The 26782-nt window shown below is 71.9% G+C and carries 25 protein-coding genes and 1 tRNA gene; 15 read left to right on the plus strand and 11 right to left on the minus strand.

The window, feature by feature from the left end:
* Positions 1-13: 13 nt before the first annotated feature.
* Positions 14-484, minus strand: coding sequence for a GNAT family N-acetyltransferase (locus VKA29_RS31425; RefSeq protein WP_324789402.1), 471 nt, complete (start codon positions 482-484; stop codon positions 14-16).
* 96 nt (positions 485-580) lie between these two features.
* Here VKA29_RS31425 and VKA29_RS31430 point away from each other — a divergent pair, with 96 nt between their 5' ends.
* Both VKA29_RS31430 and VKA29_RS31435 read left to right on the plus strand, forming a co-directional pair.
* Positions 581-1042 (plus strand): MerR family transcriptional regulator, encoded by a 462-nt coding sequence (locus VKA29_RS31430; protein ID WP_324789403.1) that lies wholly within the window; start codon positions 581-583, stop codon positions 1040-1042.
* Positions 1042-2058 carry an aldo/keto reductase gene (locus tag VKA29_RS31435; protein WP_324789404.1) on the plus strand — a complete coding sequence of 339 codons (1017 nt, stop codon included), beginning with the start codon at positions 1042-1044 and terminating at the stop codon, positions 2056-2058. The genes VKA29_RS31430 and VKA29_RS31435 overlap by 1 nt, the downstream gene beginning before the upstream one ends.
* A gap of 15 nt (positions 2059-2073) precedes the next feature.
* Here VKA29_RS31435 and VKA29_RS31440 read toward each other — a convergent pair whose 3' ends face one another.
* From VKA29_RS31440 to VKA29_RS31450, 3 genes are all read right to left on the minus strand, one after another.
* Entirely contained in the window at positions 2074-2946 is an 873-nt protein-coding gene (locus VKA29_RS31440; protein WP_324789493.1) for a DUF4429 domain-containing protein, read from the minus strand.
* A gap of 57 nt (positions 2947-3003) precedes the next feature.
* Positions 3004-4221: an alpha/beta hydrolase gene (locus VKA29_RS31445; protein WP_324789405.1), complete on the minus strand. Its 1218-nt coding sequence runs from the start codon at positions 4219-4221 to the stop codon at positions 3004-3006.
* Positions 4222-4286: 65 nt separating this feature from the next.
* Positions 4287-4943, minus strand: a complete 657-nt coding sequence (locus tag VKA29_RS31450) for a TetR family transcriptional regulator (protein ID WP_324789406.1) — start codon at positions 4941-4943, stop codon at positions 4287-4289.
* 66 nt (positions 4944-5009) lie between these two features.
* On the opposite strand from VKA29_RS31450, the gene VKA29_RS31455 reads away from it, so the two are divergent.
* Together VKA29_RS31455 and VKA29_RS31460 are read left to right on the plus strand one after the other, a co-directional pair.
* Positions 5010-6629 (plus strand): MFS transporter, encoded by a 1620-nt coding sequence (locus tag VKA29_RS31455; RefSeq protein WP_324789407.1) that lies wholly within the window; start codon positions 5010-5012, stop codon positions 6627-6629.
* 222 nt (positions 6630-6851) lie between these two features.
* Positions 6852-7160, plus strand: a complete 309-nt coding sequence (locus VKA29_RS31460) for a small hydrophobic protein (protein WP_324789408.1) — start codon at positions 6852-6854, stop codon at positions 7158-7160.
* Positions 7161-8142: 982 nt separating this feature from the next.
* Here VKA29_RS31460 and VKA29_RS31465 read toward each other — a convergent pair.
* Positions 8143-8880, minus strand: coding sequence for a potassium channel family protein (locus tag VKA29_RS31465; protein ID WP_324789409.1), 738 nt, complete (start codon positions 8878-8880; stop codon positions 8143-8145).
* Positions 8881-8970: 90 nt separating this feature from the next.
* Entirely contained in the window at positions 8971-11718 is a 2748-nt protein-coding gene (gene aceE, locus VKA29_RS31470; RefSeq protein ID WP_324789410.1) for a pyruvate dehydrogenase (acetyl-transferring), homodimeric type, read from the minus strand.
* 354 nt (positions 11719-12072) lie between these two features.
* Between aceE and VKA29_RS31475 the strand changes: the two genes are divergently transcribed.
* The 6 genes from VKA29_RS31475 (at position 12073) to VKA29_RS31500 (ending at position 16581) form a co-directional block, all read left to right on the plus strand.
* A complete protein-coding gene (locus tag VKA29_RS31475) occupies positions 12073-12510 on the plus strand; it encodes a DUF3052 domain-containing protein (RefSeq protein WP_324789411.1) in 438 nt (145 codons plus the stop codon).
* Positions 12511-12618: 108 nt separating this feature from the next.
* Complete coding sequence (locus tag VKA29_RS31480) at positions 12619-13077, plus strand: peroxiredoxin (RefSeq protein ID WP_324789412.1); 459 nt, start codon at positions 12619-12621, stop codon at positions 13075-13077.
* A gap of 115 nt (positions 13078-13192) precedes the next feature.
* Entirely contained in the window at positions 13193-13768 is a 576-nt protein-coding gene (locus VKA29_RS31485) for a TerD family protein (protein ID WP_324789413.1), read from the plus strand.
* A 196-nt stretch (positions 13769-13964) separates the two neighbouring features.
* The gene (locus tag VKA29_RS31490; RefSeq protein WP_324789414.1) at positions 13965-14540 is read left to right on the plus strand and encodes a TerD family protein; all 576 of its coding nucleotides are present in this window, start codon (positions 13965-13967) and stop codon (positions 14538-14540) included.
* A 78-nt stretch (positions 14541-14618) separates the two neighbouring features.
* Positions 14619-15764 (plus strand): DUF475 domain-containing protein, encoded by a 1146-nt coding sequence (locus tag VKA29_RS31495; protein WP_324789415.1) that lies wholly within the window; start codon positions 14619-14621, stop codon positions 15762-15764.
* A gap of 85 nt (positions 15765-15849) precedes the next feature.
* A complete protein-coding gene (locus tag VKA29_RS31500; protein ID WP_324789416.1) occupies positions 15850-16581 on the plus strand; it encodes a Tellurium resistance in 732 nt (243 codons plus the stop codon).
* Positions 16582-16658: 77 nt separating this feature from the next.
* Here VKA29_RS31500 and VKA29_RS31505 read toward each other — a convergent pair whose 3' ends face one another.
* Positions 16659-17477, minus strand: coding sequence for a TerD family protein (locus VKA29_RS31505; protein ID WP_324789417.1), 819 nt, complete (start codon positions 17475-17477; stop codon positions 16659-16661).
* A gap of 183 nt (positions 17478-17660) precedes the next feature.
* Between VKA29_RS31505 and VKA29_RS31510 the strand changes: the two genes are divergently transcribed.
* From VKA29_RS31510 to VKA29_RS31520, 3 genes are read left to right on the plus strand one after another with little or no spacing between them, the layout of a single operon-like run.
* Positions 17661-18827 carry an HpcH/HpaI aldolase/citrate lyase family protein gene (locus VKA29_RS31510; RefSeq protein WP_324789418.1) on the plus strand — a complete coding sequence of 389 codons (1167 nt, stop codon included), beginning with the start codon at positions 17661-17663 and terminating at the stop codon, positions 18825-18827.
* Positions 18828-18851: 24 nt separating this feature from the next.
* Positions 18852-21491: a phosphoribosyltransferase gene (locus tag VKA29_RS31515; protein WP_324789419.1), complete on the plus strand. Its 2640-nt coding sequence runs from the start codon at positions 18852-18854 to the stop codon at positions 21489-21491.
* Complete coding sequence (locus tag VKA29_RS31520; protein ID WP_324789420.1) at positions 21491-22303, plus strand: HAD family hydrolase; 813 nt, start codon at positions 21491-21493, stop codon at positions 22301-22303. Before VKA29_RS31515 ends, VKA29_RS31520 begins: the two co-directional genes overlap by 1 nt.
* 607 nt (positions 22304-22910) lie before the next feature.
* Here VKA29_RS31520 and VKA29_RS31525 read toward each other — a convergent pair.
* The gene (locus VKA29_RS31525) at positions 22911-23132 is read right to left on the minus strand and encodes an FmdB family zinc ribbon protein (protein ID WP_324789421.1); all 222 of its coding nucleotides are present in this window, start codon (positions 23130-23132) and stop codon (positions 22911-22913) included.
* Positions 23133-23172: 40 nt separating this feature from the next.
* Positions 23173-24549 (minus strand): hypothetical protein, encoded by a 1377-nt coding sequence (locus VKA29_RS31530; RefSeq protein ID WP_324789422.1) that lies wholly within the window; start codon positions 24547-24549, stop codon positions 23173-23175.
* Positions 24550-24701: 152 nt separating this feature from the next.
* Here VKA29_RS31530 and VKA29_RS31535 point away from each other — a divergent pair.
* A tRNA-Val gene (locus VKA29_RS31535) sits at positions 24702-24773 on the plus strand.
* A gap of 56 nt (positions 24774-24829) precedes the next feature.
* Here VKA29_RS31535 and VKA29_RS31540 read toward each other — a convergent pair.
* A complete protein-coding gene (locus VKA29_RS31540; RefSeq protein ID WP_324789423.1) occupies positions 24830-25177 on the minus strand; it encodes a hypothetical protein in 348 nt (115 codons plus the stop codon).
* Positions 25178-25332: 155 nt separating this feature from the next.
* On the opposite strand from VKA29_RS31540, the gene VKA29_RS31545 reads away from it, so the two are divergent.
* A complete protein-coding gene (locus tag VKA29_RS31545; RefSeq protein ID WP_324789424.1) occupies positions 25333-25857 on the plus strand; it encodes a GNAT family N-acetyltransferase in 525 nt (174 codons plus the stop codon).
* Between the two features lie 3 nt (positions 25858-25860).
* Here VKA29_RS31545 and VKA29_RS31550 read toward each other — a convergent pair whose 3' ends face one another.
* A complete protein-coding gene (locus VKA29_RS31550) occupies positions 25861-26763 on the minus strand; it encodes a 2-dehydropantoate 2-reductase (RefSeq protein ID WP_324789425.1) in 903 nt (300 codons plus the stop codon).
* Between the last annotated feature and the right edge of the window lie 19 nt (positions 26764-26782).

A 26782-nucleotide genomic window follows, 5' to 3' on the forward strand; every position in this document is an offset into this window, starting at 1 on the left:
CGAGCCTAGGGCCTCACAGTCTCAGCTCCAGCAAGGGGTCGGGCCTGGGCCGGAAGCCGAGGGAGACGTACAGCGGTTCGGCCTCGGGGGACGCGGTGAGGCGGGCGCGGGCGGCGCCGCGCGCGCGGAACCAGTCCAGCAGCGCGTCCATGCACGCGCGCGCGTACCCCCGGCGGCGCGTTTCCGGGTCGGTCGCCACGCTGAAGACGTAACCGACCCTGCCGTGCGGGTCGCCCGCCTTCCCGATGCGGTAGTCCACCGTCCCGGCGACCAGCGCCGCCAGCGCGCCCGGCCGCTCGGGGTGGTCGACGACGAACGCGGCGAAGTCGCCGTCCCGCTCGGCCAGTCTCTCCCGCAGCCCCGGCAGGGACTCGGCGTGCCAGTCGGCCGACGGGTCGGAACCCGGCAGCGCGTCGATCATGACCTGGCGCAGCCGGAGCACTTCCCCGGCGTCCCCGGGCTCTGCACGGCGTACGAGACTCATGCCCCGCACGCTAGCCACCGCGCCCGCCCCCCGTCCTGCCGATTTCTCATCGGTCGGCTTGCCTGGAGTGCGCTCGAAGGTCATAGCGTTGTGCTCATGACGGTGATGGAGACCCCGCGTACCAGGACCGACAGCTGCGCCGCCCCGCCGAACCCGCACCGGCGGCCGCAAGGACAGGACAGTTACACGATCAGCGAGGTCGTGGCCTTCACCGGGCTGACCGCGCACACGCTCCGCTGGTACGAGCGCATCGGCCTCATGCCGCACGTCGACCGTTCGCACACCGGTCAGCGCCGCTACAGCAACCGTGACCTGGACTGGCTGGACTTCGTCGGCAAGCTGCGGCTGACCGGCATGCCGGTCGCCGACATGGTGCGCTACGCCGAACTGGTCCGCGAGGGCGACCACACCTACCGCGAGCGGTTCGAACTGCTGGAGTCCACCCGCCGGGACGTGCTGACCCGGATCGCCGAACTCCAGGACACGCTCGCCGTGCTCGACCGGAAGATCAGTTTCTACGCGGACGCCGACCGCGCCCGCGAAGCGGAGAAGGTGTGATGACCGACACGCAGATCCCCACCGTACGACTCGGCGACACCGGCCCCGAGGTCGGTGTCCAGGGCCTCGGCTGCATGGGCATGAGCTTCGCCTACGGCCCCTCCGACGCCAAGCAGTCCCGGGCCACCCTGGAGCGCGCCCTGGAGCTGGGCGTCACCCTGTACGACACGGCGGACGCCTACGGGGCGGGCGAGAACGAGCGGTTCCTGTCCCCGTTCTTCAAGGCGCACCGGGACGAGGTCGTCGTCGCGACCAAGTTCGCCCTGTCGATCCCGGCGGACGACCCCACGCGGCGGATCGTCCGCAACGACCCGCCGTACATCCGCCAGGCCGTCGAGGCCAGCCTGAAGCGCCTCGACATCGACGCCATCGACCTCTACTACATGCACCGCCGCGACGTGAACGTGCCGATCGAGGAGAGCGTCGGGACGATGGCCGAGCTGGTGCGCGAGGGCAAGGTCAAGCACCTGGGCCTGAGCGAGGTGACCGCCGCGGAGCTGCGGGCCGCGCAGGCCGTGCACCCGATCGCCGCGTTGCAGTCGGAGTGGTCGCTGTTCAGCCGGGACATCGAGGAGCGGGTGGTGCCGGCGGCCCGGGAGCTGGGCGTGGGCCTGGTGCCGTACTCGCCGCTCGGCCGCGGCTTCCTCACCGGCTCCTTCACGGACGCCGACAAGGACCTCACCGCGGACGACTTCCGCCGCCAGCAGCCCCGGTTCACCGGCGAGAACGCGGCCGCCAACGCCGCGCTCCTGGAGCCGGTGCGCGCCGTCGCCGAGGCCCACGGGGTGACGCCGGCGCAGGTCGCCCTGGCCTGGGTCCAGCAGCAGGCGGCCGTGCGGGACCTGCCGGTCGTGCCGATCCCGGGCACCCGCAAGCCGGAACGGGTGGAACAGAACGCGGCGGCGACGCGGATCGAGCTGACGGTGGAGGAGCTGTCCCTGCTGGAGCCGATCGCGTCGAAGGTGGCGGGCGACCGGTACGCGGACATGACATTCACGTCCGCGGGACGGGAGTAACCGACCACGGAGTGACTACAGTTCCGCCAGCAGCTCCGCCTTCTTCACCGAGAACTCCTCGTCCGTCACCAGCCCCGCCCGGTGCAGCTCGCCCAGGTGACGGATCCGCTCGGCGATGTCGGCGGGGTCGCGGCGGGGCCGGGGCGCGGTCACGGCGGCCACCGGCCGGGAGGTGCGGACCGCCGCCAGCACCGCCGCGGCGAAGGGCAGGGACTCGTGCACGGGACCGTAACCGAGCCCGAACACGACGGCCGCCGGGTCCTGGTCCGGCTGGGCCGGCTGCCCGTTCGCCCCGTTCGCCCCGGCCTCCCGCCGCAGCAGCCGCAGATGCCCCTCGAAAGCCTCGGGGGAGCGCCACTCCACCCCGCTCAGCTCGGTGACCGGGAAGCTCTGGTCGCCCGCCTTCCACTTCGCCGACGACGCGCCCGTCCAGAACCACCGGAAGGCGACCGTCCGGCCGTCGAAGGACGCCTTCGCGTCGTACGCCTTGAACTGCCGCGGCGCCTCGGGGGCGGCCACCAGGAACTCGTCGGCCGGGCCGTCGTCGGCCAGCCGGGCCCGCAGCTCGTCCGCGTAGTACTCGGCGAGCGTCTCGCGCTCCGCGGGCAGCACCAGCCGGTACGGGTCGCACCCGTCGCTCAGCTGCCCCGCGGCCGCCTCCATCAGCGGGTCGGCGCCGGGGCGCGGCTCGGCCCGCAGCACGACGGTGCCGCGCTTGCCGGGGGCGAGTGTCACCCCGGCGAGGGCCGCGAGCGGCACCCGGCGTTCCCCGAGTGCCTGGAAGAGCTTGGGTGTCCGAATCCCCCGTTCGTAACGGATGAGCACGGAGTCGGACTCGAACTCCCAGGCGGCATGAAATCCGGCCAGTACGTCACCCATGCGGCTCATCGTATGCGCGACCGGCTTCTTCGTCGCCACTCCGTGCATACCGCAGTTTCTGCGCCTCTACGCGCGTCCGGCCGGTGCCGGACCGGACAAACCCGCGCTGCACACCGCATCCTCGCGCGCGCACAGCACCGAGCCGTACGCGCCGACCCCGATGTCGGCGAGGTTGCGCAGGCTCTGCGTACCGGGCTCGAAGTAGCCGCTGTGGCCCTTCGCGCCGTCGGCCGACAGCACCCGTGCCCCGAACGCGGCCGCGACCGGGTCGGCGCCGTGGCCGAGCCCGCCGACCTCCAGGTAGGGCACGTCCTGCACCCAGTCGGTGGCGTTGCGCATCGACCACACCCGGGCGGAAGTGCGCAGGCCGGACGCCCGCTGCACGCGCATGCCGGGACTCGCGGCGACCGCGATGTCGGCCACCCGGCGCGGCAGCGCGTGCGCGGCGACCCCGCACACCACGGAGCCGTAGCTGTGGCAGAACAGGGAGACCGGTGCGGTCCCGGGCAGGCCGCGCACCAGCGCGTTCAGCCGCACCGCGCCGTTCTCGGCGCGCATCGCGGTGGCCGAGTCGATGCCGAGCCCGGCGGGCGCGGTGTAGTCGGCCCAGGCGATCACCGCCGTACGGGTCTCCGGGTCCGCCTCCCGCTCGGCCGCGTACAGGGACTCGCCCATGCCGACGGGCGCCGAGTACTTGCGGCTGGTGCGCTGGAAGGTGAGCAGCGCGGTGTCGACGCCGGGCACGATCACCGACACCCGCTCCGCCCGGGGCAGGTCGCCGAACACCTCGGCGACGCGCCCCGAGCCGGCCGGGTCGAAGGCGAGGATCTGGCGGCCCGGACTCAGCAGCGCCGCGTAGCGGTGCATGCGGCGGCCCGCCTCGTACTGCCCGGCGGGCGTGAGCCGGCTGTCGTGCATGCGCTTGAGTTCGACCCGGTGCTGGTGCGCGAGCGCGATCCGGTTGGCCCGGTAGCGCAGGTCGACGGGCGCGCCGTTCATGTTGCCGACCGCGAGCGGGTAGTGGCGGGCGAGGTCACCGCGCTCCTGGGGGGTGAGCGAGGCGAAGAAGCGGGCGATCCGGGCGGGACTTGCGTCCGGGTGCGGCAGCCGGTGCCCGCGCAGCCGGCCGTGGTCCCAGGCGGTGACCGAGGCCTGCAGGGCGGTGGGCGCGCGGTGGGAGCGCAGCGCCGTCCAGCCCGTGGTGGCGAGCATCACGAACACGACGCCCAGCGCGAGGAGCGCGCGCCAGACGTTGAGCGGCGGGGAGGTTTCGAAGGAAGTCACTGAAAGGACACACTAGGAGAACGGGAGGGTCTCGTGCTGCCACAGTGACGCGGCTCACGTTCGGCTCACGTTTCAGAAGACGCGCCCGGGATATCCGAGCGTGTTCGCCAGCTCTCGGTGAGTGCCGGGCCCACCTGTTCGAGGTACGAGATCGTCAGCCGGCGCATGGCGTCCAGGCTGACGTCCCCCCGGCTGCTCCACTGCCGCTCGGCCAGCCGCATCACCCCGCCGAAGACGGCCACGGCCAGCCGGGGCCGCGGGTCGGTCTCCGCGTCCACGCCCTCGCGCTCGGCCAGTACGCGGGTGAGGCTGTCCTCGATCTCCGTACTGCGCCGCAGGTGGGCGGCGAGCAGTGCCGGGGTCGACTCGATCACCTGGTACATGCGCAGGTACAGCTCGACCGGCACCACGGACTCGATGACGTCGCTGAGGCCGTCCCAGCCCTCCAGCAGCGCCTGCCGCAGCGCCGTCATCGGCGCCTCCCCGGCCGGGCGGTCCCGCACGGCCTCGACGAACCGCGCCACCGCCAGCTCCTGGAGGAAGAGGGCCGCCTCCTGCTTGCCGGCGAAGTAACGGAAGAAGGTGCGCTGGGAGACGTCGACGGTGTCGGCTATCTCGTCGACGGTCGTCCGCTCGTAACCCCGGGTGGTGAACAGCTCGAGAGCGGCCCGCAGCAGGGCGTCGCGGGTGCGCTGCTTCTTGCGTTCGCGCAGTGTTTCCATGACCGTCAGTTACTGACTTGTGAACTGGTTTGTCAATTGTCAGAGGCTGTCACTAATCTCGAATGTATGACTAGTCAGACCACCGTCGACACGACGGGACCGGGGGACGGGGCGTCGGCGGCCCCGTCGGACCGGTCGCCGTCCTCCGGGCTGCGCGGCCACCCCTGGGTCACCCTGATCACCGTCGCCGTCGGGGTCATGATGGTGGCCCTGGACGGCACCATCGTGGCCATCGCCAACCCTGCCATCCAGAAGGACCTGAAGGCGAGCTTCGCCGACGTCCAGTGGATCACCAACGGCTACTTCCTCGCCCTCGCGGTCTCCCTGATCACGGCCGGCAAGCTCGGTGACCGCTTCGGGCACCGGCAGACCTTCCTGATCGGCGTGACCGGCTTCGCCGCCGCCTCGGGCGCCATCGGGCTGTCCAGCAGCATCGCCGCCGTCGTCACCTTCCGCGTCTTCCAGGGCCTCTTCGGCGCCCTGCTGATGCCGGCCGCGCTCGGCCTGCTGCGGGCGACCTTCCCGGCCGAGCGGCTCAACATGGCCATCGGCATCTGGGGCATGGTCATCGGCGCCTCCACCGCGGGCGGCCCGATCCTCGGCGGCGTGCTCGTGGAGCACGTCAACTGGCAGTCGGTGTTCTTCATCAACGTGCCGGTCGGCGCGATCGCCCTCGTCCTCGGCACCCTGATCCTGCTCGACCACCGCGCCGAGAACGCCCCGCGCTCCTTCGACATCCTGGGCATCGTCCTGCTCTCCGGCGCGATGTTCTGCCTGGTGTGGGCCCTGATCAAGGCGCCGACGTGGGGCTGGGGCGACGGCCGGACCTGGCTGTTCATCGGCGTCTCGGCGGTGGCCTTCGCGCTGTTCTCCTTCTGGGAGACCAAGGTGAAGGAGCCGCTGATCCCGCTCGGGCTGTTCCGCTCCGTCCCGCTGTCCGCGGGCGTGGTGCTGATGGTCCTGATGGCCATCGCGTTCATGGGCGGCCTGTTCTTCGTGACGTTCTACCTGCAGAACGTGCACGGCATGAGCCCCATCGACGCCGGTCTGCACCTGCTGCCGCTCACCGGCATGATGATCGTCGGCTCCCCGCTGGCCGGCGCGCTGATCACCAAGCTGGGCCCGCGCATCCCGCTGGCCGGCGGCATGACCGCCACCGCCGTCGCCATGTACGGCATGTCGACCCTGCAGACCGACACCGGCAGCGCGACCATGTCGCTCTGGTTCGCCTTGCTGGGCCTCGGCCTCGCACCGGTCATGGTCGGCGCCACCGAGGTCATCGTCGGCAACGCCCCCATGGAGCTGTCCGGCGTCGCCGGCGGCCTGCAGCAGGCGGCGATGCAGATCGGCGGCAGCCTCGGCACCGCCGTCCTGGGCGCCGTGATGGCCTCCAAGGTCGACAGCGACCTGGGGGGCAACTGGAAGGACGCCGGGCTGCCCCCGCTCACCCCGGCCCAGCTGGACCAGGCCGCCGAGGCCGTCCAGGTCGGCGTGGCGCCGGTCGCCAAGGGCACGCCGGAGATGCTCGTGGCGAAGATCACCGAAGTCGCGCACGACACCTTCATCTCCGGCATGAGCCTCGCCTCCCTCGTCGCCTGCGGTGTCGCGGTCGTGGCGATCTTCGTCGCGCTGCTCACCAAGCGCGGCAAGAACGCGTCGGCGGGTGCGGGCGCCGCGCACATCTGACGGCCCGCGAGCGGCTTCCGCCCATGGCCGGAAGCCGCTCGCGGCCCCTCCCGCCGACGCGCGCCGCAGACCAGGGCGGGCGCGTCCTGCGCGTCCTGCGGGGCCTGTCGTGTCCTGCCGTGACTTGTCGTGCGCTGTCGGGGACAACGCCCCGGATTAGCCCGCGAATCGGGGGTACCCGCATCACCGAGCCCCGAACAGACCCCGGGGCTCAGGGAGTTGATGATGGCGGGCTTCGGAAACGGCACGCGCAGGTACCCCCGCTCACGTGGCCGGACGTGGTCACGGACCGGGCCGGATCGCGCGACGCTCGGGATCATCGGAGTCATCTGCGCGGTCGCCGGGTTCTTCGCGCTGGGGATCGTCCTCGGCCCCGTGGCGATCGTCTGCGGCTGGCTGGCAATGGGCCGCAGTTGGGCGGGCTCCCGCCCCGTGCCGGCCCTGGTCGCCCTCGTACTGGGCGCCATCGACACGCTCCTGGCGATCATCTGGCTCGCCGGAGCGGCCACCCCGGGCAGCGGGCTGTTCTGACCCGGGGCGCGGGGCCCCCGGCGGCACGGCGAACACACAAGGCCGGGGGCCCACCCACCCAGCCGCCCGACGACCGCCACGGGTCCGGCCCCACCGCCATGACCGTCACGGTCGGCGGCCGCCCGCAATGCGGCACCTTCACGGGCCTGACCCCTCCGACGCCCTCAGGCCGCGCACCACTGGATCCCGAGCGGTCTCCGCGCCTGTGGCGCACGACCGTGCTCGTGGGCCCGCCTCACGCCTGCGGTGGGCTGCTGGTGACCGCGGGTCTTCGCGCCTCCGGTGGGCGGCCGGTCACCGTCGGCCCTCACACCCGCGATGCCCCGCCGGTGATCTTCAGCCCTCACGTTGGCGGTGTGGCGGAGGCCGGGCTCGCGCCCGTGACGGGCGGCTGGGGACCCCCGCTCAGGCCGCGGCTCCGCGGCGGGCGGCTTCTGCTCCCATGTCCGCGACGGGCCGCTGGTGACCCGGGTCTCCGCGCTTGCGGCGGGCGGCTGGTGACCTTCGGTCCGCACCCTGTGGCGCTCGGCCGTTCCCTCTGGCCTTCACCTCGCGACGCGGACGGGCAGTCTCCTGGTCTCGCGCCCGCGACACGCGGGCGGGGCGTCCGGGGTTATGCCGTGCTCCGTGGAGGGAGACCTCCTGGCTTGTGCCCGCGCGGCGTGGCCGGAACGGGGTCGTGCCCGCGACACGCGCGGTCGGGGGCGTCCGGCCTCACGCCCGCGACGCGCGCGGTCGGGGGCCTCCGGCCTCACGCCCGTGGCGTGCGCGGCGGGGTCTCCGGGGTCATGCCGTGCTCCGTGGAGGGAGACCTCCTGGCTTGTGCCCGCGCGGCGTGGCCGGAACGGGGTCGTGCCCGCGACGCGCGCGGTCGGGGGCGTCCGGCCTCACGCCCGTGGCGCGCGCGGTCGGGGGCGTCCGGCCTCACGCCCGTGGCGTGCGCGGGCGGGGTTTCCGGGGCGTGCCCGCGGTGCTCGGGGTGTCAGCGGTGGGCATGGTGTTTTCGGAGGGCCGCGACCTCGGCGCGGAGGGCGCGGACCTCCGCGGTCAGCGCCTCGATCGCCTCCGTCTGGAGGCGTTCCTCCGCGTCGTCCCGCTCGAACCGGGCGATGAACCAGGTGGCGATGTTCGCCGTCACCACACCCAGCAGGGCGATCCCGGACAGCATCAGGCCGACCGCGATCATCCGGCCCAGGCCGGTCGTCGGCGCGTGGTCCCCGTACCCGACCGTCGTCATCGTCGTGAACGACCACCACACCGCGTCACCCAGGGTGCGGATGTTCCCGTCCGGTGAGTCGCGCTCCACCGACAGTACGGCCAGCGAGCCGAACATCAGCAGCCCCACCACGGACCCGGCGACGTACGTGGTCAGCCTGATCTGGGTGGCCATCCGGGCCCGCCGTCCCACCAGCAGCAGCGTGGCGACCATGCGCAGCAGCCGCAGCGGCTGCAGCATCGGCAGCACCACCGCGCCCAGGTCCAGCCAGTGCCGCCGCACGAACGCCCGGCGGTCGCCGGCGAGCACCAGCCGCGTCACGTAGTCCCCCGCGAACGCGCCCCACACCGCCCACTCGACCGCCGTGCACACCACGGTCAGCGACCGGCCGGCCGTGCTGTCCACGATCGGTACGGCGTAGGCGACGGCGAACAGCACGGCGAGCGCCAGCAGCGGCCGTTGCGTCAGCTCTTCCCACCGTGCCTGCGCCGTTTGTTGCTCCATACCCGCATGGTAAAGAACGCGTAAGGGCGGCGGAGCCATGAGCTCCGCCGCCCTCGCGTCGGAAACCGTCCGCGAACCGTCCGCGGGCGGCTACGCGTCGCCGCCCGCCGCGCCCGGGTCCGCCGCCGTCACGTCCAGGACCCGGTAGCGGTCGATCGCCTGCTTCAGCACCGACCGGTCGACCTGGCCCTGCTTGGCCAGCTCGGTCAGCACCGCCACCACGACCGACTCCGCGTCGATGTGGAAGAAGCGCCGCGCCGCCCCGCGGGTGTCCGCGAAGCCGAAGCCGTCCGCGCCCAGCGACTGGTACGGTCCGGGCACCCACCGAGCGATCTGGTCCGGCACCGACCGCATCCAGTCGGACACGGCCACGAACGGCCCCTGCGCGCCGCCGAGCTTCCGGGTCACGTAGGGCACGCGCTGCTCCTCCTCGGGGTGCAGCAGGTTGTGCTCCTCGCACGCCACGGCCTCGCGCCGCAGCTCGTTCCAGGAGGTCGCCGACCACACGTCGGCCCGCACGTTCCAGTCCTCGGCGAGGATCCGCTGCGCCTCGATCGCCCAGGGCAGGGCCACGCCGGACGCCAGGATCTGCGCCGGGATCGAGCCGGACGTGCCCTCGCTGAAGCGGTAGACGCCCTTGAGGATGCCCTCGACGTCCACGTTCTCCGGCTCGGCCGGGTGCCGGATCGGCTCGTTGTAGACGGTGAGGTAGTAGAACACGTCCTCGCCGTGCGGGTGCTGCTCGTCCCCGCCGTACATCCGGCGCAGGCCGTCCTTCACGATGTGCGCGATCTCGAAGCCGAACGCCGGGTCGTAGGCCACGCACGCCGGGTTGGTCGAGGCGAGCAGCTGCGAGTGACCGTCCGCGTGCTGCAGACCCTCACCGGTCAGCGTCGTACGGCCGGCGGTCGCGCCCAGCACGAAACCGCGCGCCAGCTGGTCGGCCATCTGCCAGAACTGGTCGCCGGTGCGCTGGAAACCGAACATCGAGTAGAAGACGTACACCGGGATGAGCGGCTCGCCGTGGGTGGCGTAGGCCGAACCGGCCGCTATCGTCGAGGCCGTGCAGCCCGCCTCCGAGATGCCGTCGTGCAGCATCTGCCCGGTCGGCGACTCCTTGTAGGCGAGCAGCAGATCGCGGTCGACCGCCTCGTACTGCTGGCCGAGCGGGTTGTAGATCTTCGCGCTCGGGAAGAACGAGTCCATGCCGAACGTGCGGTACTCGTCCGGCGCGATCAGCACGAACCGCTTGCCGATCTCCTTGTCCCGCATGAGGTCCTTGAGCAGCCGCACGAAGGCCATGGTCGTCGCGATGGACTGCTGACCGGAGCCCTTCTTCACGGTCGCGTACGCCTTGTCGTCCGGCAGCGGGAGCGGCTTGGAGCGGACCACCCGGGTCGGCACGTACCCGCCGCACTGCCGGCGCATGTCGTGCATGTACTGGATCTCTTCGGAGTTCCGGCCCGGGTGGTAGTACGGCGGCGCGCCGGACTCCAGTTCCTGGTCCGAGATCGGCAGGTGCAGGCGGTCCCGGAAGCGCTTGAGGTCGTCGACCGTCAGCTTCTTCATCTGGTGGGTGGCGTTGCGGCCCTCGAAGTTCGGGCCCAGCGTCCAGCCCTTGACCGTCTTGGCGAGGATGACCGTCGGCTGGCCCTTGTGCTCCTTGGCCGCCTTGAACGCCGCGTAGATCTTGCGGTGGTCGTGGCCGCCGCGGCCCAGCATCAGGACCTGGTGGTCGGTCATGTTCTGGACCATCGCGCGCAGCCGGTGGTCGTCGCCGAAGAAGTGCTCGCGGATGTACGCGCCGGTCTCGGTGGCGTACGTCTGGAACTGGCCGTCCGGCGTGGTGTTCATCTTGTTGACCAGCACGCCGTCGCGGTCCTGCGCGAGCAGCGGGTCCCAGGAACGGTCCCAGATCAGCTTGATGACGTTCCAGCCGGCGCCGCGGAAGACCGACTCGAGCTCCTGGATGATCTTGCCGTTGCCGCGCACCGGGCCGTCCAGGCGCTGCAGGTTGCAGTTGACGACGAAGGTCAGGTTGTCCAGTCCCTCGCGGGCGGCGATGGACAGCTGGCCGAGCGACTCCGGCTCGTCCATCTCGCCGTCGCCGAGGAAGGCCCACACCTGCGACCTGGAGGTGTCGGCGATCCCGCGCGCGTGCATGTAGCGGTTCATCCGCGCCTGGTAGATCGCGCCGATCGGGCCGAGGCCCATCGAGACGGTCGGGAACTCCCAGAAGTCCGGCATCGAGCGCGGGTGCGGGTAGCTGGACAGAGCGTACGGCGCCTTCGACTTCTCCTGCCGGAAGCCGTCCAGGTGCCGCTCGCTGAGCCGGTCCAGCAGGTAGGCGCGCGCGTAGATGCCCGGCGAGGCGTGCCCCTGGAAGAAGACCTGGTCGCCGCCGTCGCCCTCGTCCTTGCCGCGGAAGAAGTGGTTGAAGCCGACGTCGTAGAGCGACGCGGAGGAGGCGAAGGTGGCGATGTGGCCGCCGACCCCGATGCCGGGCCGCTGGGCGCGCGAGACCATCACCGCCGCGTTCCAGCGGGTGGCGTTGAGGATCTTCCGCTCGATCTCCTCGTTGCCCGGGAAGAACGGCTCGTTCTTGGTCGGGATCGTGTTGACGTAGTCCGTGCTGCGCATCTCGGGCACGGCCACGCGCTTCTCGCGGGCCCGCTCGATCAGCCGCAGCATCAGGTAGCGCGCCCGCTCCCGGCCGCGCTCGTCCACGGCGGCGTCGAGGGAGTCGAGCCACTCCTGGGTTTCCTCGGGGTCGAAGTCAGGAACCTGACTCGGAAGGCCGCCAATGATGATCGGGTTGCGATCGGATCCGGAAGCCACGCTGGTCCTTACCTGTGAGAGGGCTGCTGTCAGCTGCATTTTCGGTACGCCTGCACCGCTTCCCCATCGTGTACCTCGGGGAGGCAAACGTCATCTCTACTGAGAGGTAACCGGGGCCCGTACGGGAAGACCGGGGTTCCCAATGGGGCAAAGGGGGCACAAGGGTGTGGTGGAGGTCACTCACGGAGGGGGCGGCGTGCCTGGAGTTGCGGTGACACGGCCAGGATCGTCACCGTTTCGGCGGTCTGGACGGCCGGGTACTTGCGCGATCCGCCCCGCCCGTGTGGACTACGGCCAATGCTTCGCGCACGCGCGTGGCTGAACCATCACCAAGACATGATCAGGAGGCAACCCGTGAGCGCGACCGCGGACCACGCGGAGGAGCGGACGAACCCTGCCGTCAGGCTGGGGTTCCAGCCCGAGCAGGTGGTCCAGGAGATCGGCTACGACGAAGACGTCGACCAGGAGCTCCGCGAGGCCATCGAGGACGTCATCGGCAGCGACCTGGTGGACGAAGAGTACGACGACGTGGCCGACGCCGTGGTGCTGTGGTTCCGCGACGAGGACGGCGACCTGACGGACGCGCTGGTGGACGCCACCACGTACGTCGAAGAGGGCGGCTCGATCCTGCTGCTGACCCCGAAGACAGGCCGGGACGGCTACGTGGAGCCGAGCGACATCTCCGAAGCCGCGACGACGGCGGGGCTGTCCGCCTCCAAGAGCGTCAGCGTGGGCAAGGACTGGAGCGGCAGCCGGCTGGTGACGCCGAAGGCGGCCAAGACCAAGAAGTGACACGCCCGGGACGGGCCGGTGCGACCGGCCCGTCCGTCGGCGTCCCGTGATCGCTGCGTAGGGTGGTGCCACCACCCCGACAGCCCCACCGGAAGGGACGTACGACCCATGGCGATCCAGGTCGGAGACAAGGCCCCCGACTTCGAGCTCAAGGACAACCACGGCCGCACCGTGAAGCTGTCCGACTTCCGCGGCGACAAGAACGTCGTCCTGCTCTTCTACCCGTTCGCCTTCACCGGCGTGTGCACCGGCGAGCTGTGCGAGGTGCGGGACAACCTGCCGAAGTTCGCCGACCGCGACACCCAGGTGCTCGCCGTCTCCAACGACTCCATCCACACCCTGCGCGTCTTCGCCGAGCAGGAGGGCCTGGAGTACCCGCTGCTGAGCGACTTCTGGCCGCACGGCGAGGTCTCCCGCGCCTACGGCGTCTTCGCCGAGGACAAGGGGTGCGCGGTGCGCGGCACCTTCGTCATCGACAAGGAGGGCGCGGTGCGCTGGACGGTCGTCAACGCGCTGCCGGACGCCCGTGACCTGAACGACTACGTCAAGGCGCTCGACACCCTCTGATTTTTGTCGCCGCCAAGGCCTGCGGCGGACGGGAACCCGTCACTAGGATCAAACCGTTGATCCGATGTCATAACGCGCGGCGGGGCTCCCCGCCCAACACACCAATGGAGGACTCGTGGGAGTCAGCCTCAGCAAGGGCGGCAACGTATCACTGACGAAGGAGGCCCCGGGTCTGACCGCGGTCCTCGTCGGCCTGGGCTGGGACGCCCGCACCACGACCGGCACCGACTTCGACCTCGATGCCAGCGCGCTGCTGCTGAACAACTCCGGCAAGGTCGGCAGCGACGCACACTTCGTCTTCTTCAACAACCTCAAGAGCCCCGACGGCTCGGTGGAGCACACCGGCGACAACCTCACCGGTGAGGGCGAGGGCGACGACGAGGTGATCAAGGTCAACCTCGCGGGTGTCCCGATGGACATCGAGAAGATCGTCTTCCCGGTCTCCATCTACGACGCCGAGAACCGCCAGCAGTCCTTCGGCCAGGTCCGCAACGCCTATATCCGCGTCGTGAACCAGGCCGGCGGCGCGGAGATCGCCCGCTACGACCTGAGCGAGGACGCGTCCACCGAGACCGCCATGGTCTTCGGCGAGCTCTACCGGCACGGCGCGGAGTGGAAGTTCCGCGCCATCGGCCAGGGCTACGCGTCGGGCCTGCGTGGCATCGCGCAGGACTTCGGCGTGAACGTCTGAGACCTGGACGTCTGAGACCTGGACGTCCGAGGCGTGAACGTCGAGATCCGGACGACGTCCGAGGCGTGAACGTCCGAGACGGGCGCGAGGTCTCGTCACACCGGCGCCGCACCGTCCGCGTGCGGCGCCCGGGGGCGCCCCCTCCGGGGGAGCGCGGGACAACAGAACAGGCACCAACTCGGGGAGGACCAGCATCATGGGCGTCACGCTCGCCAAGGGGGGCAACGTCTCCCTGTCCAAGGCCGCACCCAATCTCACCCAGGTGATGATCGGACTCGGCTGGGACGCGCGCTCCACCACCGGAGCCCCGTTCGACCTCGACGCCAGCGCCCTGCTGTGCAACGGCGGACGGGTGCTGGGCGACGAGTGGTTCGTCTTCTACAACCAGCTCCACTCCCCGGACGGCTCGGTGGAGCACACCGGCGACAACCTCACCGGTGAGGGCGAGGGCGACGACGAGTCGATCCTGGTCGACCTCGCCAAGGTGCCGCAGCAGTGCGACAAGATCGTCTTCCCGGTCTCCATCCACATGGCCGACGAGCGCGGCCAAACCTTCGGTCAGGTCAGCAACGCGTTCATCCGGGTCGTCAACCAGGCCGACGGGCAGGAGCTCGCGCGCTACGACCTGAGCGAGGACGCGTCCACCGAGACCGCCATGATCTTCGGCGAGCTCTACCGCTACCAGGGCGAATGGAAGTTCCGAGCCGTGGGGCAGGGGTACGCGTCGGGGTTGCGGGGGATCGCTCTAGACTTTGGGGTCAATGTTTCGTAAAAAGCCGGGTATGGCGCGGGGGAGACCTTCCCCCGAGCCCGGCTTGGGGGGACCCCCACCATACGGATTGGGTAGCCAGTGCTTCTGAAAACCTTCGGCTGGTCGTTCGCGGTCACCGCGATCGGTCTGGTCGCCGCGGTCTTCTACGGGGGGTGGGAGGCCTTCGGCATCGTGGCGATCCTCTCCGTCCTCGAGATCTCCCTGTCGTTCGACAACGCGGTCGTGAACGCCGGAATCCTGAAGAAGATGAACGCCTTCTGGCAGAAGATCTTCCTCACGATCGGCGTGCTCATCGCCGTCTTCGGCATGCGGCTGGTCTTCCCCGTCGTGATCGTCGCGATCAGCGCCAAGATGGGTCCCATCGAAGCCGTCGACCTCGCGCTGAACAACAAGGACCGCTACCAGGAACTCGTCACCGACGCCCACCCGGCCATCGCCGCCTTCGGTGGCATGTTCCTGCTGATGATCTTCCTCGACTTCATCTTCGAGGACCGGGACATCCAGTGGCTGCGCTGGATCGAGCGGCCGCTGGCCAAGCTCGGCAAGGTCGACATGCTGTCGGTCTGCATCTCCCTGATCGTCCTGCTGATCACCTCCTTCACCTTCGCCACCCACGCCCACCAGCACGGCGGCTCGCACGTCGACAAGGCGCAGACGGTGCTGATCGCCGGCATCGCCGGCCTGATCACGTACCTGGTCGTCGGCGGTCTCTCCGGCTACTTCGAGGACCGGCTGGAGGAAGAGGAGGAGCGCGAGCACGAGGAAGAGGAAGAGGCCGAGCGGACCGGCAAGAAGAAACCCGCCGTCGTCCTCGCCGGCCAGGCCGCGTTCTTCATGTTCCTCTACCTCGAGGTGCTGGACGCGTCCTTCTCCTTCGACGGTGTGATCGGCGCGTTCGCCATCACCAACGACATCGTCCTGATGGCGCTCGGCCTGGGCATCGGCGCGATGTACGTCCGGTCGCTGACGGTCTACCTGGTCCGCCAGGGCACCCTCGACGACTACGTCTACCTCGAGCACGGCGCGCACTACGCGATCGGCGCCCTCGCCGTGATCCTCATGGTCACCATCCAGTACCAGATCAACGAGGTCATCACCGGCCTGGTCGGCGTGATCCTGATCGCCTGGTCCTTCTGGTCCTCCGTGCGCCGCAACAACGCGCTCGCCGGGTCCGGGGGAAACTCTGGCTCGGACGAGAAGACCGAGGTCTCCTCCGGGGTGTGACGGCCCCACGGGGGAGGGAACGCTCTGAGCGGGGCGGCCGGAGCACCCGGCCGCCCCGAAGGCTTTCGGCGGACGTGGGGGCGTAATGGGCTTCTTGGACGGACTGTGGCGCGGACGCGACACCGACTTCGACTCGGGCAGCGCGGCCAGCAACGCCATCGAGCTGACCAAACGGCACCGCCAGGTCTCGCTCACCAAGCAGGGCGCGGCCACCGGGCACCTGCGCATCAACCTCACCTGGCGGATGCGGACCGGCGACCTGGGCGGCCCGCAGCGGGAGTCCCTGCTGCGCCACCCCCTGAAGGCGCTCAAGCCGCCGGAGATCGTGGGACACACCCAGAGCATGGTCAACGTCGACCTCGACCTGGGATGCCTGTACGAACTCGAGGACGGCTCCAAGGGCGTCGTCCAGCCGCTCGGCGGCTACTTCGGCGACATCAACGGGGCACCGTACGTCAAACTCAGCGGCGACGACCGCTTCGGGTCGGCGTCCGGCGAGACGATCTACGTCAACCTCGACCACCGCGAGGCCATCAAACGGCTGCTGGTCTTCGTCTACATATACGACCAGACGCCCGCGTTCGACCGTACGCAGGCGATGGTGACCCTCTACCCCAGCAACGGACCCCGGATCGAGATAGGCCTCGACGAACGCCACCCCCAGGCCCGGTCCTGCGCCGTGGTGGTGATCGAGAACGTCAAGGGGGAACTCTTCGTACGCCGCGAGGTGAAGTTCGTGTACGGGTTCCAGGCCGAACTCGACCGGCTGTACGGGTGGGGACTGCAATGGGGGCGCGGCTACAAGACGAAGGCGTAGGCCCGGTCGTTCGGATCGTCCCGGCGTTCGAACGGCGTCCGAACGACATCCGAACGACAGGGCCTGGCGGTGACCGGCTACGGCCGGATGAACTGAGGCCCCTGGGGCGGCAGCCGGAAGTCCGGGTCCGGCGCCGCCGTCGCCGCGGGCGGATAGCCGTAGCCGGAACGGGCGGCCGTGACGGCCGGCTGATGCGGGTAGCCGTACGCCGTGGTCGGCGGCGGCTGCTGGGTCGTCGGCGCCGACGGCGGGTAGCCGTACCCCGGCTGGGCCGGGACCGCCGCCGTGGGCTGCTCCGGAGGCAGGGCGCCGGAGACCTCCGGCGTGGACGCCGGCTGCGGCGCCGCTTCCTCCGACTCGTCCACCGAGATGCCGAAGTCCGTGGCCAGACCCTTCAGACCGTTGACGTACCCCTCGCCCAGCGCGCGGAACTTCCAGCCCTCCCCGCGCCGGTACAGCTCGCCGCAGATCAGCGCGGTCTCCTTGCCCGTCTCCGGCTTGATGTCGAAGGTGACGATCGGATCACCGTCGGCGACCCGCGCGTCGTACAGCAGGATGCACAGCCCCGGCACGCGCTCGAAGGGGCTGTCCTCCGCCGACGCGACCAGCACGATCCGGCCGACCTCGGCCTCGACACCGGCCAGATCCGTCTGGATCGTGTCGGTGGGGCCCTCGGCGGTCCGCTTCTTGCCCAGCCACCAGATCTTCCCGGAAGGGTGCCGGGGCTGGTTGTAGAAGACGAAGTCCTCGTCGGAGCGCACACGACCGTCGGGGCCGAGGAGGAGCGCCGAGGCGTCGACGTCCGGGACCCCCTGCCCGGGCGTCCAGCGCACGACGGCGCGCACCGTGGTGGCCTCCAGCGGGACGTTCGACCCCTTCAGCATCGCGTGCGTCATACCGTCATCCTGCCTTCTCGGTCCTGCTCACGACAACGTGGGGGTGAGACGCCCTACCGTTGTGCCCACGGGCGTTACCGGAAATTCATGCCCGCCGGGAACCCCGGACACGTGCCGGTACGTACTATTACCGGCCACCTGTTCTCAAAATCCACAGGCTTGTCTGCGCCACGGGGGAGTTCCATGCGTCATTTCGGGCACATCGCCCCTGAGGTGCGACAGCGCCTCTTCCACCAGGAGCCGTGCGTATTCACCGCCGACTCCCCGGCCCGTGTGCTGTCCGCCGCCCTGGGCGCCACCCTCTACAGCCCCGCCACCCGCCCCCACCTCGCCGACGACATCGTCAAGCAGGCCGGGAACGGTGTGATCTCGATGGTGCTGTGCCTGGAGGACTCCATCGACGACGCGGACGTGCCGGCCGGCGAGGAGAACCTGGTCAGCCAGTTCGCCGACCTCGACCGCCAGGACGGCCGCAACCTGCCCATGCTGTTCATCCGGGTCCGCACCCCCGAACAGATACCCGACCTCGTCCGCCGCCTCGGCCCCACCGTCCGGCTGCTGTCCGGATTCGTGTTCCCCAAGTTCACCGAGGAACGCGGCATCCCCTTCCTCGAGGCGCTGACGAGCGCCGAGGCCGAGAGCGGCCGGCGGCTGTTCGCCATGCCCGTCCTCGAATCACCCGAACTGCTCTACCGGGAGACGCGCGTGGAGACCCTGGAGGGGATCTTTCGCGCCATCGACAAGTACCGCGACCGCGTCCTCGCGCTGCGCCTGGGCGTCACCGACTTCTGCTCCTCCTACGGCCTGCGCCGCGCCCCCGACATGACGGCGTACGACGTCCAGATCGTCGCCTCCGTCATCGCCGACGTGGTCAACATGCTCGGCCGCGCCGACGGCACCGGCTTCACGGTGACCGGCCCGGTCTGGGAGTACTTCCGCGTCCCGGAGCGCATGTTCAAGCCGATGCTGCGCACCAGCCCCTTCCTCGAGGGGCAGGCCGTCGAACTGCGCGAGAGACTGATCGAGCACGCCATGGACGGGCTGCTGAGGGAGATCTCCCTGGACCAGGCCAACGGCCTGATGGGCAAGACCTGCATCCACCCCTCCCACGTGCTGCCCGTGCACGCGCTGTCCGTGGTCAGCCACGAGGAGTTCAGCGACGCCGCGGACATCCTGCGCCCGGAGTGTGGCGGCGGGGGTGTGCTGAGATCCGCGTACACGAACAAGATGAACGAGGTGAAGCCGCACCGCGCCTGGGCCGAGCGCACCATGCTGCGGGCCGAGGTCTTCGGTGTCGCGAACGAGGACGTCAGCTTCGTGGACCTGCTCGCCGCCGGAATTCCCGGCTGAGCCCACCTCATCACCTAGGGACGCATGAACAACGCAGTGAACAACCGGGTCTGGTCCGGCAGCTGGGTCGCCGAGCGGCTCGGCGTCGAACTCACCGGCGACGACAAGCTGACCGGCATGCTGGGGCTCGCGCTGCGCCGCAACCCCAAGCGGGCCCATCTGCTCGTCTCCAACGTGCTCGGCAAGCACGTACCGCAGGCGCCGTCCGTCGTCTACGGCCACGGTTTCACGCTCGGCCGCCGGGTCCGCGACCTGCTGGGCCCCGACGACGCCCGCGCCGCCGTCGTCCTCGGCTACGCCGAGACCGCCACCGGCCTCGGCCACTCCGTCGCCGACGGCCTCGGCACCGCCCCCTACCTCCACTCCACCCGCCGCCCGGTACCCGGCGTCGCCCCCGCCGGCGGCTTCGAGGAGTCCCACTCGCACGCCACCTCCCACCTGCTGCTCCCCGAGGACCCGGCCCTGCTGGCCGGCGACGGACCGCTGGTCCTGGTCGACGACGAGTTCTCCACCGGCAACACGGTGCTGAACACCGTCCGCGACCTCCACCAGCGCTATCCGCGCCGCAGGTACGTCGTCGTCGCCCTGGTCGACATGCGCTCGGCCGCGGACGCCCGGCGGCTGGAGGACTTCGCCCGGGAGATCGGCGCGCGGGTCGACCTGGTGGCGGCCGCCTCGGGCACGGTGCTGCTGCCGGAGGGGGTCCTGGAGCGCGGACAGGAACTGGTGGCGCGGTACGAGTCCGGGAGCGACGCGACCGGCCGCCCCCGGGGCACGGCGTCGCCGGGAGCGGGCGCACGACCCGCCGCGCCCCCTCAGCGCGTCGGCCCCGAGGCCGGCGCCGGCTCGCCAGGGACGCGCCCGGGTGCGGGTGGCGAGCGGGGCCGTCCGCGGCGGGACGAGGAGCGGGCCCGTACGCAGCGGGCCTGTCCGCAGCGGGCCGACGGGCCGGACCGGCCCGCCGGCCGCATCGCCCGGGTGGACCTGGGCTGGCCCGAGGACCTGCCCGACGGCGGCCGGCACGGCTTCACCCCGGCGCACCGGGCCCGCCTGGAAGGCGCGCTGCCCGCGATGACCGCCCGGCTCGCGGAAGCCCTGCCCGCCGCCGCGCGCCGCGTCCTCGTCCTCGGCTTCGAGGAACTCATGTACGCGCCCCTCAGGCTCGCCCGCGAACTGGAGCAGATCGCCGACGCCGAGGTCCGCTACTCCACCACCACCCGCTCGCCCGTCCTCGCCGTCGACGATCCCGGCTACGCGATACGCAGCCGCCTGGTCTTCCCCGCCCACGACGACCCCGCCGACGGCCCCGGCGAGCGCTACGCCTACAACGTCGCGGGCGCCGGCTTCGACGCCGTCGTCGCCGTCGTCGACTCGGCCGCCGACACCCCCGCCCTCCACACGCCCGACGGCCTGCTCGCCGGGCTCGCCGCCCACACCCCGCACGTCCTGCTCGCGGTCGTCCCGTCGTACGCGCCCGAACCCCGGTCCGTTCCCGAAAGGCCCGCCATGCTGCCCGAGCCCCTCCGCGGCCCCGCCTTCTCCAGTTACCCGCCCGAGGAGGTCGGCTGGCTGCTGCAGGACCTCTCGGACGTCACGCTGGAGGCGCCGACCGAGGAGCGCGAGGAGGCCATCCAGAGCGGCGGCGCGCACTACGCCGAGTCCCTGCCGGTCGAGTACCAGCCCAGCGAGCAGTACCAGCGGCTGTTCCACACGGCGCTGGAGGCGTCCGCGGCCCGCCTCGCGCAGGCCGTCGGCGCCGTGACGGAGGTCGTCCTCGCCGAACGGTCGCCCCGCCCCGTCCTCGTCTCGCTGGCCCGCGCCGGAACCCCCGTCGGCGTGCTGATGCGCCGCTGGGCACGGTTCCGGCACGGCCTGGACCTGCCGCACTACGCCGTCTCGATCGTGCGCGGCCGCGGCATCGACGCCAACGCGCTGCGCTGGCTGGCCGCCCACCACGACCCGCGGGACGTCGTCTTCGTCGACGGCTGGACCGGCAAGGGCGCGATCACCCGCGAACTCGCCGCGGCGCTCGCCGAGTTCGAGGCCGGCGACGGCATCACCGGCTTCGACCCGGAGATCGCGGTGCTCGCCGACCCCGGCTCGTGCGTGCGCACCTACGGCACCCGTGAGGACTTCCTCATCCCCTCCGCCTGCCTCAACTCCACCGTCTCCGGCCTGATCTCGCGCACCGTCCTGCGCTCCGACCTGGTCGGCCCGCACGACTTCCACGGCGCGAAGTTCTACCGCGAACTCGCCGGCGCCGACGTGTCGACCGGCTTCCTCGACGCCGTCGGCGCCCGCTTCCCCGAGGTCGTGGACGCCGTCGACGCGCAGGCCAAGGAACTGCTGTCCGGCGACCGCGCGCCGACCTGGGAGGGCTGGGCCGCCGTCGAGCGCATCAGCGAGGAGTACGGCATCCACGACGTCAACCTCGTCAAGCCCGGCGTCGGCGAGACCACCCGGGTGCTGCTGCGCCGGGTGCCCTGGAAGATCCTCGCCAGGGCCGGGGCGGGCGCCGACCTCGACCACGTACGGCTGCTCGCCGAACAGCGCGGGGTACCCGTCGAGGAGGTCGGCGAACTGCCGTACACCTGCGTGGGGTTGATCCACCCGCGGTTCACCCGCGGCGCGACCGGCGCCGACGGCAGGACGGTGACGGTCTGATGCCGGTACTGGTGGCCAGCGACCTCGACCGCACGCTCATCTACTCGTCCGCGGCCCTCGCGCTGACCATGCCGGACGCCCGGGCACCCCGGCTGCTGTGCGTCGAGGTGCACGAGAGCCGGCCGCTGTCGTTCCTGACCGAGGCCGCCGCCGGGCTGCTGGCCGAACTCGGCGACGCGGCGGTCTTCGTGCCGACCACGACCCGCACGCGCAAGCAGTACCTGCGCATCAACCTGCCGGGCCCGCCGCCCACCTACGCGATCTGCGCCAACGGCGGCCACCTGATGGTCGACGGCGTGTCCGACCTCGACTGGCACGCGCGCGTGACCGCCCGGCTCGCCGAGGAGTGCGCGCCGCTGGCGGAGGTGCGCGAGCACCTGATGGCCACGGCGGACCCGCTCTGGGTGCGCAAGCACCGGGTCGCCGAGGACCTCTTCGCCTACCTCGTCGTCGAGCGCGAGCTGCTGCCCGAGGAGTGGGTGAAGGAACTCGCGGTGTGGGCGGAGAACCGCGGCTGGACGGTCTCGCTGCAGGGCCGCAAGATCTACGCCGTGCCCAAGCCGCTCACCAAGAGCGCCGCGATGCACGAGGTCGCCCGCCGCACCGGCGCCGACCTCACGCTCGCGGCCGGCGACTCCCTCCTCGACGCCGACCTGCTCCTCGCCGCCGACCGGGGCTGGCGCCCGGGCCACGGCGAACTCGCCGACGCCGACTGGACGGCCCCCACGATCAGCGCACTGCCCGAGCGGGGAGTACTGGCGGGCGAGCGCATCCTGCGCGAATTCCTGAACGCCGCCCGGACACCCCGCTAGCCGGCCCCACCGCCAGCCCACCGGCAGGGGGCCTGACCGGGGGCGAGACCAGGGCCCGGGGTTGGGCCGGGACCGGACCGGGGCGCGGGGTCGGGGCGCGGGGTCGGACCGGGGCGCGGGGTCGAGCGCGGGGTCGGATCGGGGCGCGGGGCCGGGGCCGGGGCGCGGGGTCGGGGCGAGGCAAGGCCGGGCCGGGGTCCCGGTGCCGGGCCCGGGTCCGGGGCTGGGCCGGAATCGGACCGGGCCGGTGCTCGCGTCGATCCGGGACCGGGGGCCGGAACATGTCGCAGGGGTGGCAGGACCGGGCGTGGGCTGGTGCCTGGTGGGCGGAAACGGAGCCAGCCCCGCCGGGGCTCCGAGGCCGGGCCATGGCTCGGGGTCGGGCCGGGCGAGGCAAGGCCGGGTCGGGGTCCCGGTGCCGGGCCCGGGTCCGGGGCTGGGCCGGAATCGGACCGGGCCGGTGCTCGGGGCCGGAACAGGACTGGGGCAGGGTTCGGGGCTGGGCCGGGGGCTCCGGCGTCGGACCAGGGCCGGTGCCGGGCCGAGGGCCCGGGGCGCGGGGGGCGGTGGTCGGACCGTCGGGGTCCGGGCCGCCGGGGCCGCGGTGTCAGCCGCAGCAGCCCCCGCCGCAGCAGCCGCCCCCGCCGCCCCCGGCGCGGGGGGCCGCCGCGGGGGTTGCGGCGGTGCCGCCCACCGCGACCGTCGACAGGAGCTTGACCGTGTCGTCGTGACCCGCCGGGCAACTGGCGGGGGCGGAGGACTCCGCCATCGGACGGCTCAGTTCGAAGGTGTCGCCGCAGGTCCGGCAGCGGTACTCGTAGCGTGGCATGCGCACAGGTTAACCGGCCGGGCGCCATCACCACAGGGCCTCAGTGGCCGGTCCCGCGCTCCTCGCGGATCTGCGCCACCACCCGCGCCACCGTCTGCCGCACCGCCTCCGTCTCCGTCAGGAAGTGCCAGTAGTCGGGGTGCCGCCCCTCCAGCGTGCCGATCGCCCGCTCCAGCCGCTCCACCGCGTCGTCCAGCGGACGCGCGTGCCGCGGGTCGGGCGTGTTGCGCCCGGCCATCGCCAGCCGCTGCGCGTCGCGGATCGCGAACCGCGTCCGGTCGATCTCCTGCCGCGGATCCTTCTGCACGGCGTTCAGCCGCCGCAGCCGCTCACCCGCCGCCGACACGGACTCGTCGGTCGTGTTCAGCAGTGCCCGCACGGTCGCCAGCAGCGCGGTCGCGTCCGGCCAGCGCTGCGCGTCCCGCGCCGCCTGCGCCTCCCGCAGCTTCACCTCGGCCTGCCGCACGCTCTGCGCCGCGTGCTCCGGCACGTGCTGCAGGTCCTGCCAGCACGCCACGGTGAACCGCCGCCGCAGCTCGCTCAGCACCGGCTCGACCTGTCCGGCCCGCGTGGTCAGCGCCTGCGCGCGGGTACGCAGCGACACCAGCCGGTGGTCGGTCTCGGCCGCCGTCTCCGGCAGCCGCTCCGCCTCCGCGCGGATCGCCCCGGCCTCCCGCGCGACCCGTTCGGCCCGCTCCAGGGTCTGCGGGACGCCGTGCTTCCCGGCACCCTGGTTGAGCCTGGTCAGCTCCGGCCCGAGAGCGGCGAGGCGGGCCGCGAGGTCGTCCGCCTTCAGCCCCGACTCCCGCACCGCGTCCAGGGCGTTCGACGCGGCCAGCAGGCCCTGCCGGGCCCGTTCGACGGCCGGGGCGAGCCGGGCGAGCTGGGTCTCCGCCTTCCCCAGCAGCGGGCCGAGCCCGTCCGCGAAACGGTCCAGCTCCTGCTTGACGCGGATCAGCTCGTCCTTCGCGGCGGTCAGTTCGGCACGCGCGTGCGCGGCGACCGACGCCTCCAGGCCGTCCCGGTCCAGATCGTGGGCGTCGACGGCCTCGATGTAGCGGTGACTGGCCTCGTCGATACGGCGGCTGACCGCGTCGAAGTCCGAGACCGCGCGCCGGGCGGCCGGGGAGTCGTCGACGGCCGTGATCGTCTCGATCGAGATCCGCAGGTCGCGCTGGGCGGTGTCGAGCTCGTAGAACGCGGCCGCCGCGGCGTCCTTCGCGGCCTGCGCCTCCGCCCGCTGACTCTCCGAACGCCCGCCGAACCAGCGCCGGGTGCCCCCGCCGGCGAACGCCGCGGGCAACGCCAGCGCGGCGACGAGCGGGAGGGCGACGAGGGCGAACGCGTCCGACAGCGCGGGACGGCGACGTGCGCGCGGCACCATCGGCGGGTACGGCTGCGAAGGTGTCGCCGTCACATCCCTCTCCCCGTGCTGTCATCCGACCAGGCCGGTGCCCGGTTTCATTGTCCCACTGGTGGAGGACGAACACACGAGCCGATCAGTTCGCCGTGCGGCGATACGGGATTGCGGGGCACGGCGCGGGGCAAGGTAGGCTGTCGACTCGTCTCGGGTGCGTAGCTCAGGGGTAGAGCGCCTGCCTTACAAGCAGGATGTCGGCGGTTCGAAACCGTCCGCGCCCACGTCGTGCGAAGACCCCGGCCGGGTGCGGCCGGGGTCTTCGTGTGTGTGGCGGGGCTCAGGCCCCTTCCTTCTCGCCGTGTTCCTCGTGTGCGTGCTTGAGCCTTGTGCGGGTCTCCACGCGCTCCGCGGTCGCTACGTCCGCCCAGAAGCGGTGGGTGGTGACGAAGACGGCGAGTTCGTGTTCGCGCTGCCGGAGCTTCTCGACCTCGGCCTGTTCGTCGGCCGACCAGCCGGGGGAAGCGGGGCGCTCCACCTTGCGCCAGCCGCCGCCGTCACTGAAACCGTCCAGGGGCTCGACCGACCAGGGCAGCCGCTTCAGCAGGGCCGACAGCTCGGCCCTGACCTGGTGCAGCTCCTCCTGACCGGCGAGAAGGTCACTCGGAAAGTCATAGGTCGTAGCCACGGCGCAATGCTACGCCTGTTCGAATTTTGGATGCGAGTTCCTTCCGGTGGTTCACGCGAACGAGTGGGACGGGCCGAGAGGCCGGGCAGGGGCCGACGGCAGGGGCGGTGCCAGCGGCGGGGGCGGTGTCAGAGGCGGGGGCTAGGGTCGGTGGCATGGAGAGCGTGGGCGGGGAGCCGGAGCAGGAGCGGGTGCGGTTGGAAGCTTGGGGGGAGGGGGACCTCTGGCTGTTGCGGCGGGTCAACAGCCCTGAGATGACGGAGCACTTGGGCGGGCCGGAGAGTGAGGAGAAGCTGCTCGACCGGCATCGCCGGTATCTGGAGCTCGACCCGGGGCGCATGTACCGGGTCACGCTGGCGGACGGCGGGGAGACCGTCGGCTCGATCGGGTTCTGGGCGCGCGCGTGGCAGGGCGGCACCGTGTGGGAGACCGGGTGGGGGGTGCTGCCCGAGTTCCAGGGGCGGGGGCTGGCCGCGCGGGCGGCCCGGGCCGTCGTTCAGGAGGCCCGGGCCGCCGGCGGGCCCCGGTGGCTGCACGCCTTCCCGGGCGTGGAGCACGCCGCGTCGAACGCCGTGTGCCGCCGGGCCGGGTTCACCCTCCGCGGCCCGGTCGACTTCGAGTACCCGAAGGGGCACTGGATCACGTCCAACGACTGGCGGATCGACCTGTCGGCCGGGTGACCGTCAGCTCCCGGCCCCGGCCAGTTCCCGCACCAGCCGGGACGCCACCGGCACCGGCACCCCGTGCCGCTCGGCCGCCCGCAGCAACGCGCCGCCGACGGCGTCCAGTTCGAGCGCGCGTCCCGCCTCGGCGTCGCGCTGCATGGACGACCTGGTCTGCGGCGGGAAGGCGTCGTAGCGGGCCAGCGCCTGCGCCGGGTCGGCCGGTCCGCCGCAGGCGCGGCTGACCTCCGCCGTCTCCTCCACCAGCGCCGTCAGCTCCTCCCGACGCCGGGTGCGCACCTCGCCCAGCGGGAGCCGGTAGCGGGTGGTGAGCAGCGCGAACGGCGCCAGGAACGACATCTTCGCCCACAGCGCCGCCGTCTCGTCGTCCAGCACCCGGGTCACCGGCCCGGCCTCGCTCAGGACGCGGGCCTGCGCGTCGAGGCGTGCCCGGTCCACGGTGTCGCCGGTCAGGTCGATCTCGGCGAACGGGCTGCCGTGCTCGATGACGCCCGGCGCGACGCGGGTGGACTCCACGCGGATGACGGCCGGGGCGACGAGTTCGGGGCGGTAGCGGGCGCGCAGCGACGCGGGGTGCTCCACGCCGTTGAGGAACGGTACGAGCAGTCCGTCACCCAGTGTTCCGGGCGGCACGCGGTCGAGGGCGGCGTCCAGGACGGTGTGCTTGACGGCGACCAGGCACGCGTCGACCGGTGCGCGCAGGACGGTGTCGGCCTCGACGCGGGCGGTGAAGTCGCCGTACAGGCCGCTGCGGACGCGGATGCCGGAGCTGCGCAGCGTGTCGGCGGTGTCCTCGCCGGCCAGGCAGATCACCCGGTGCCCGGCGCGCGCCAGGAGTCCGGCGAGCAGGCCGCCGATGCCGCCCGGGCCGAGGACGGCCACGGTGAGTTCGTCGTTCGCCATGATGTGCGGGTTTCCCTTC

Source organism: Streptomyces sp. H51, from assembly GCF_035656535.1.
In the GTDB taxonomy this organism is placed as follows: Bacteria; Actinomycetota; Actinomycetes; order Streptomycetales; family Streptomycetaceae; genus Streptomyces.

Excerpts from the sequence above, each read along its gene's own strand:
- VKA29_RS31455 (WP_324789407.1), top strand. The coding sequence starts at position 5,010 with ATGACTAGTCAGACCACCGTCGACACGACGGGACCGGGGGACGGGGCG.
- VKA29_RS31465 (WP_324789409.1), bottom strand. The coding sequence starts at position 8,880 with ATGGAGCAACAAACGGCGCAGGCACGGTGGGAAGAGCTGACGCAACGG.
- VKA29_RS31480 (WP_324789412.1), top strand. The coding sequence starts at position 12,619 with ATGGCGATCCAGGTCGGAGACAAGGCCCCCGACTTCGAGCTCAAGGAC.
- VKA29_RS31545 (WP_324789424.1), top strand. The coding sequence starts at position 25,333 with ATGGAGAGCGTGGGCGGGGAGCCGGAGCAGGAGCGGGTGCGGTTGGAA.
- VKA29_RS31430 (WP_324789403.1), top strand. The coding sequence starts at position 581 with ATGACGGTGATGGAGACCCCGCGTACCAGGACCGACAGCTGCGCCGCC.
- VKA29_RS31550 (WP_324789425.1), bottom strand. The coding sequence starts at position 26,763 with ATGGCGAACGACGAACTCACCGTGGCCGTCCTCGGCCCGGGCGGCATC.
- VKA29_RS31505 (WP_324789417.1), bottom strand. The coding sequence starts at position 17,477 with ATGACGCACGCGATGCTGAAGGGGTCGAACGTCCCGCTGGAGGCCACC.
- VKA29_RS31525 (WP_324789421.1), bottom strand. The coding sequence starts at position 23,132 with ATGCCACGCTACGAGTACCGCTGCCGGACCTGCGGCGACACCTTCGAA.
- VKA29_RS31435 (WP_324789404.1), top strand. The coding sequence starts at position 1,042 with ATGACCGACACGCAGATCCCCACCGTACGACTCGGCGACACCGGCCCC.
- VKA29_RS31510 (WP_324789418.1), top strand. The coding sequence starts at position 17,661 with ATGCGTCATTTCGGGCACATCGCCCCTGAGGTGCGACAGCGCCTCTTC.
- VKA29_RS31500 (WP_324789416.1), top strand. The coding sequence starts at position 15,850 with ATGGGCTTCTTGGACGGACTGTGGCGCGGACGCGACACCGACTTCGAC.
- VKA29_RS31440 (WP_324789493.1), bottom strand. The coding sequence starts at position 2,946 with ATGAGCCGCATGGGTGACGTACTGGCCGGATTTCATGCCGCCTGGGAG.
- VKA29_RS31425 (WP_324789402.1), bottom strand. The coding sequence starts at position 484 with ATGAGTCTCGTACGCCGTGCAGAGCCCGGGGACGCCGGGGAAGTGCTC.
- VKA29_RS31520 (WP_324789420.1), top strand. The coding sequence starts at position 21,491 with ATGCCGGTACTGGTGGCCAGCGACCTCGACCGCACGCTCATCTACTCG.
- VKA29_RS31515 (WP_324789419.1), top strand. The coding sequence starts at position 18,852 with ATGAACAACGCAGTGAACAACCGGGTCTGGTCCGGCAGCTGGGTCGCC.
- VKA29_RS31460 (WP_324789408.1), top strand. The coding sequence starts at position 6,852 with ATGATGGCGGGCTTCGGAAACGGCACGCGCAGGTACCCCCGCTCACGT.
- VKA29_RS31450 (WP_324789406.1), bottom strand. The coding sequence starts at position 4,943 with ATGGAAACACTGCGCGAACGCAAGAAGCAGCGCACCCGCGACGCCCTG.
- VKA29_RS31490 (WP_324789414.1), top strand. The coding sequence starts at position 13,965 with ATGGGCGTCACGCTCGCCAAGGGGGGCAACGTCTCCCTGTCCAAGGCC.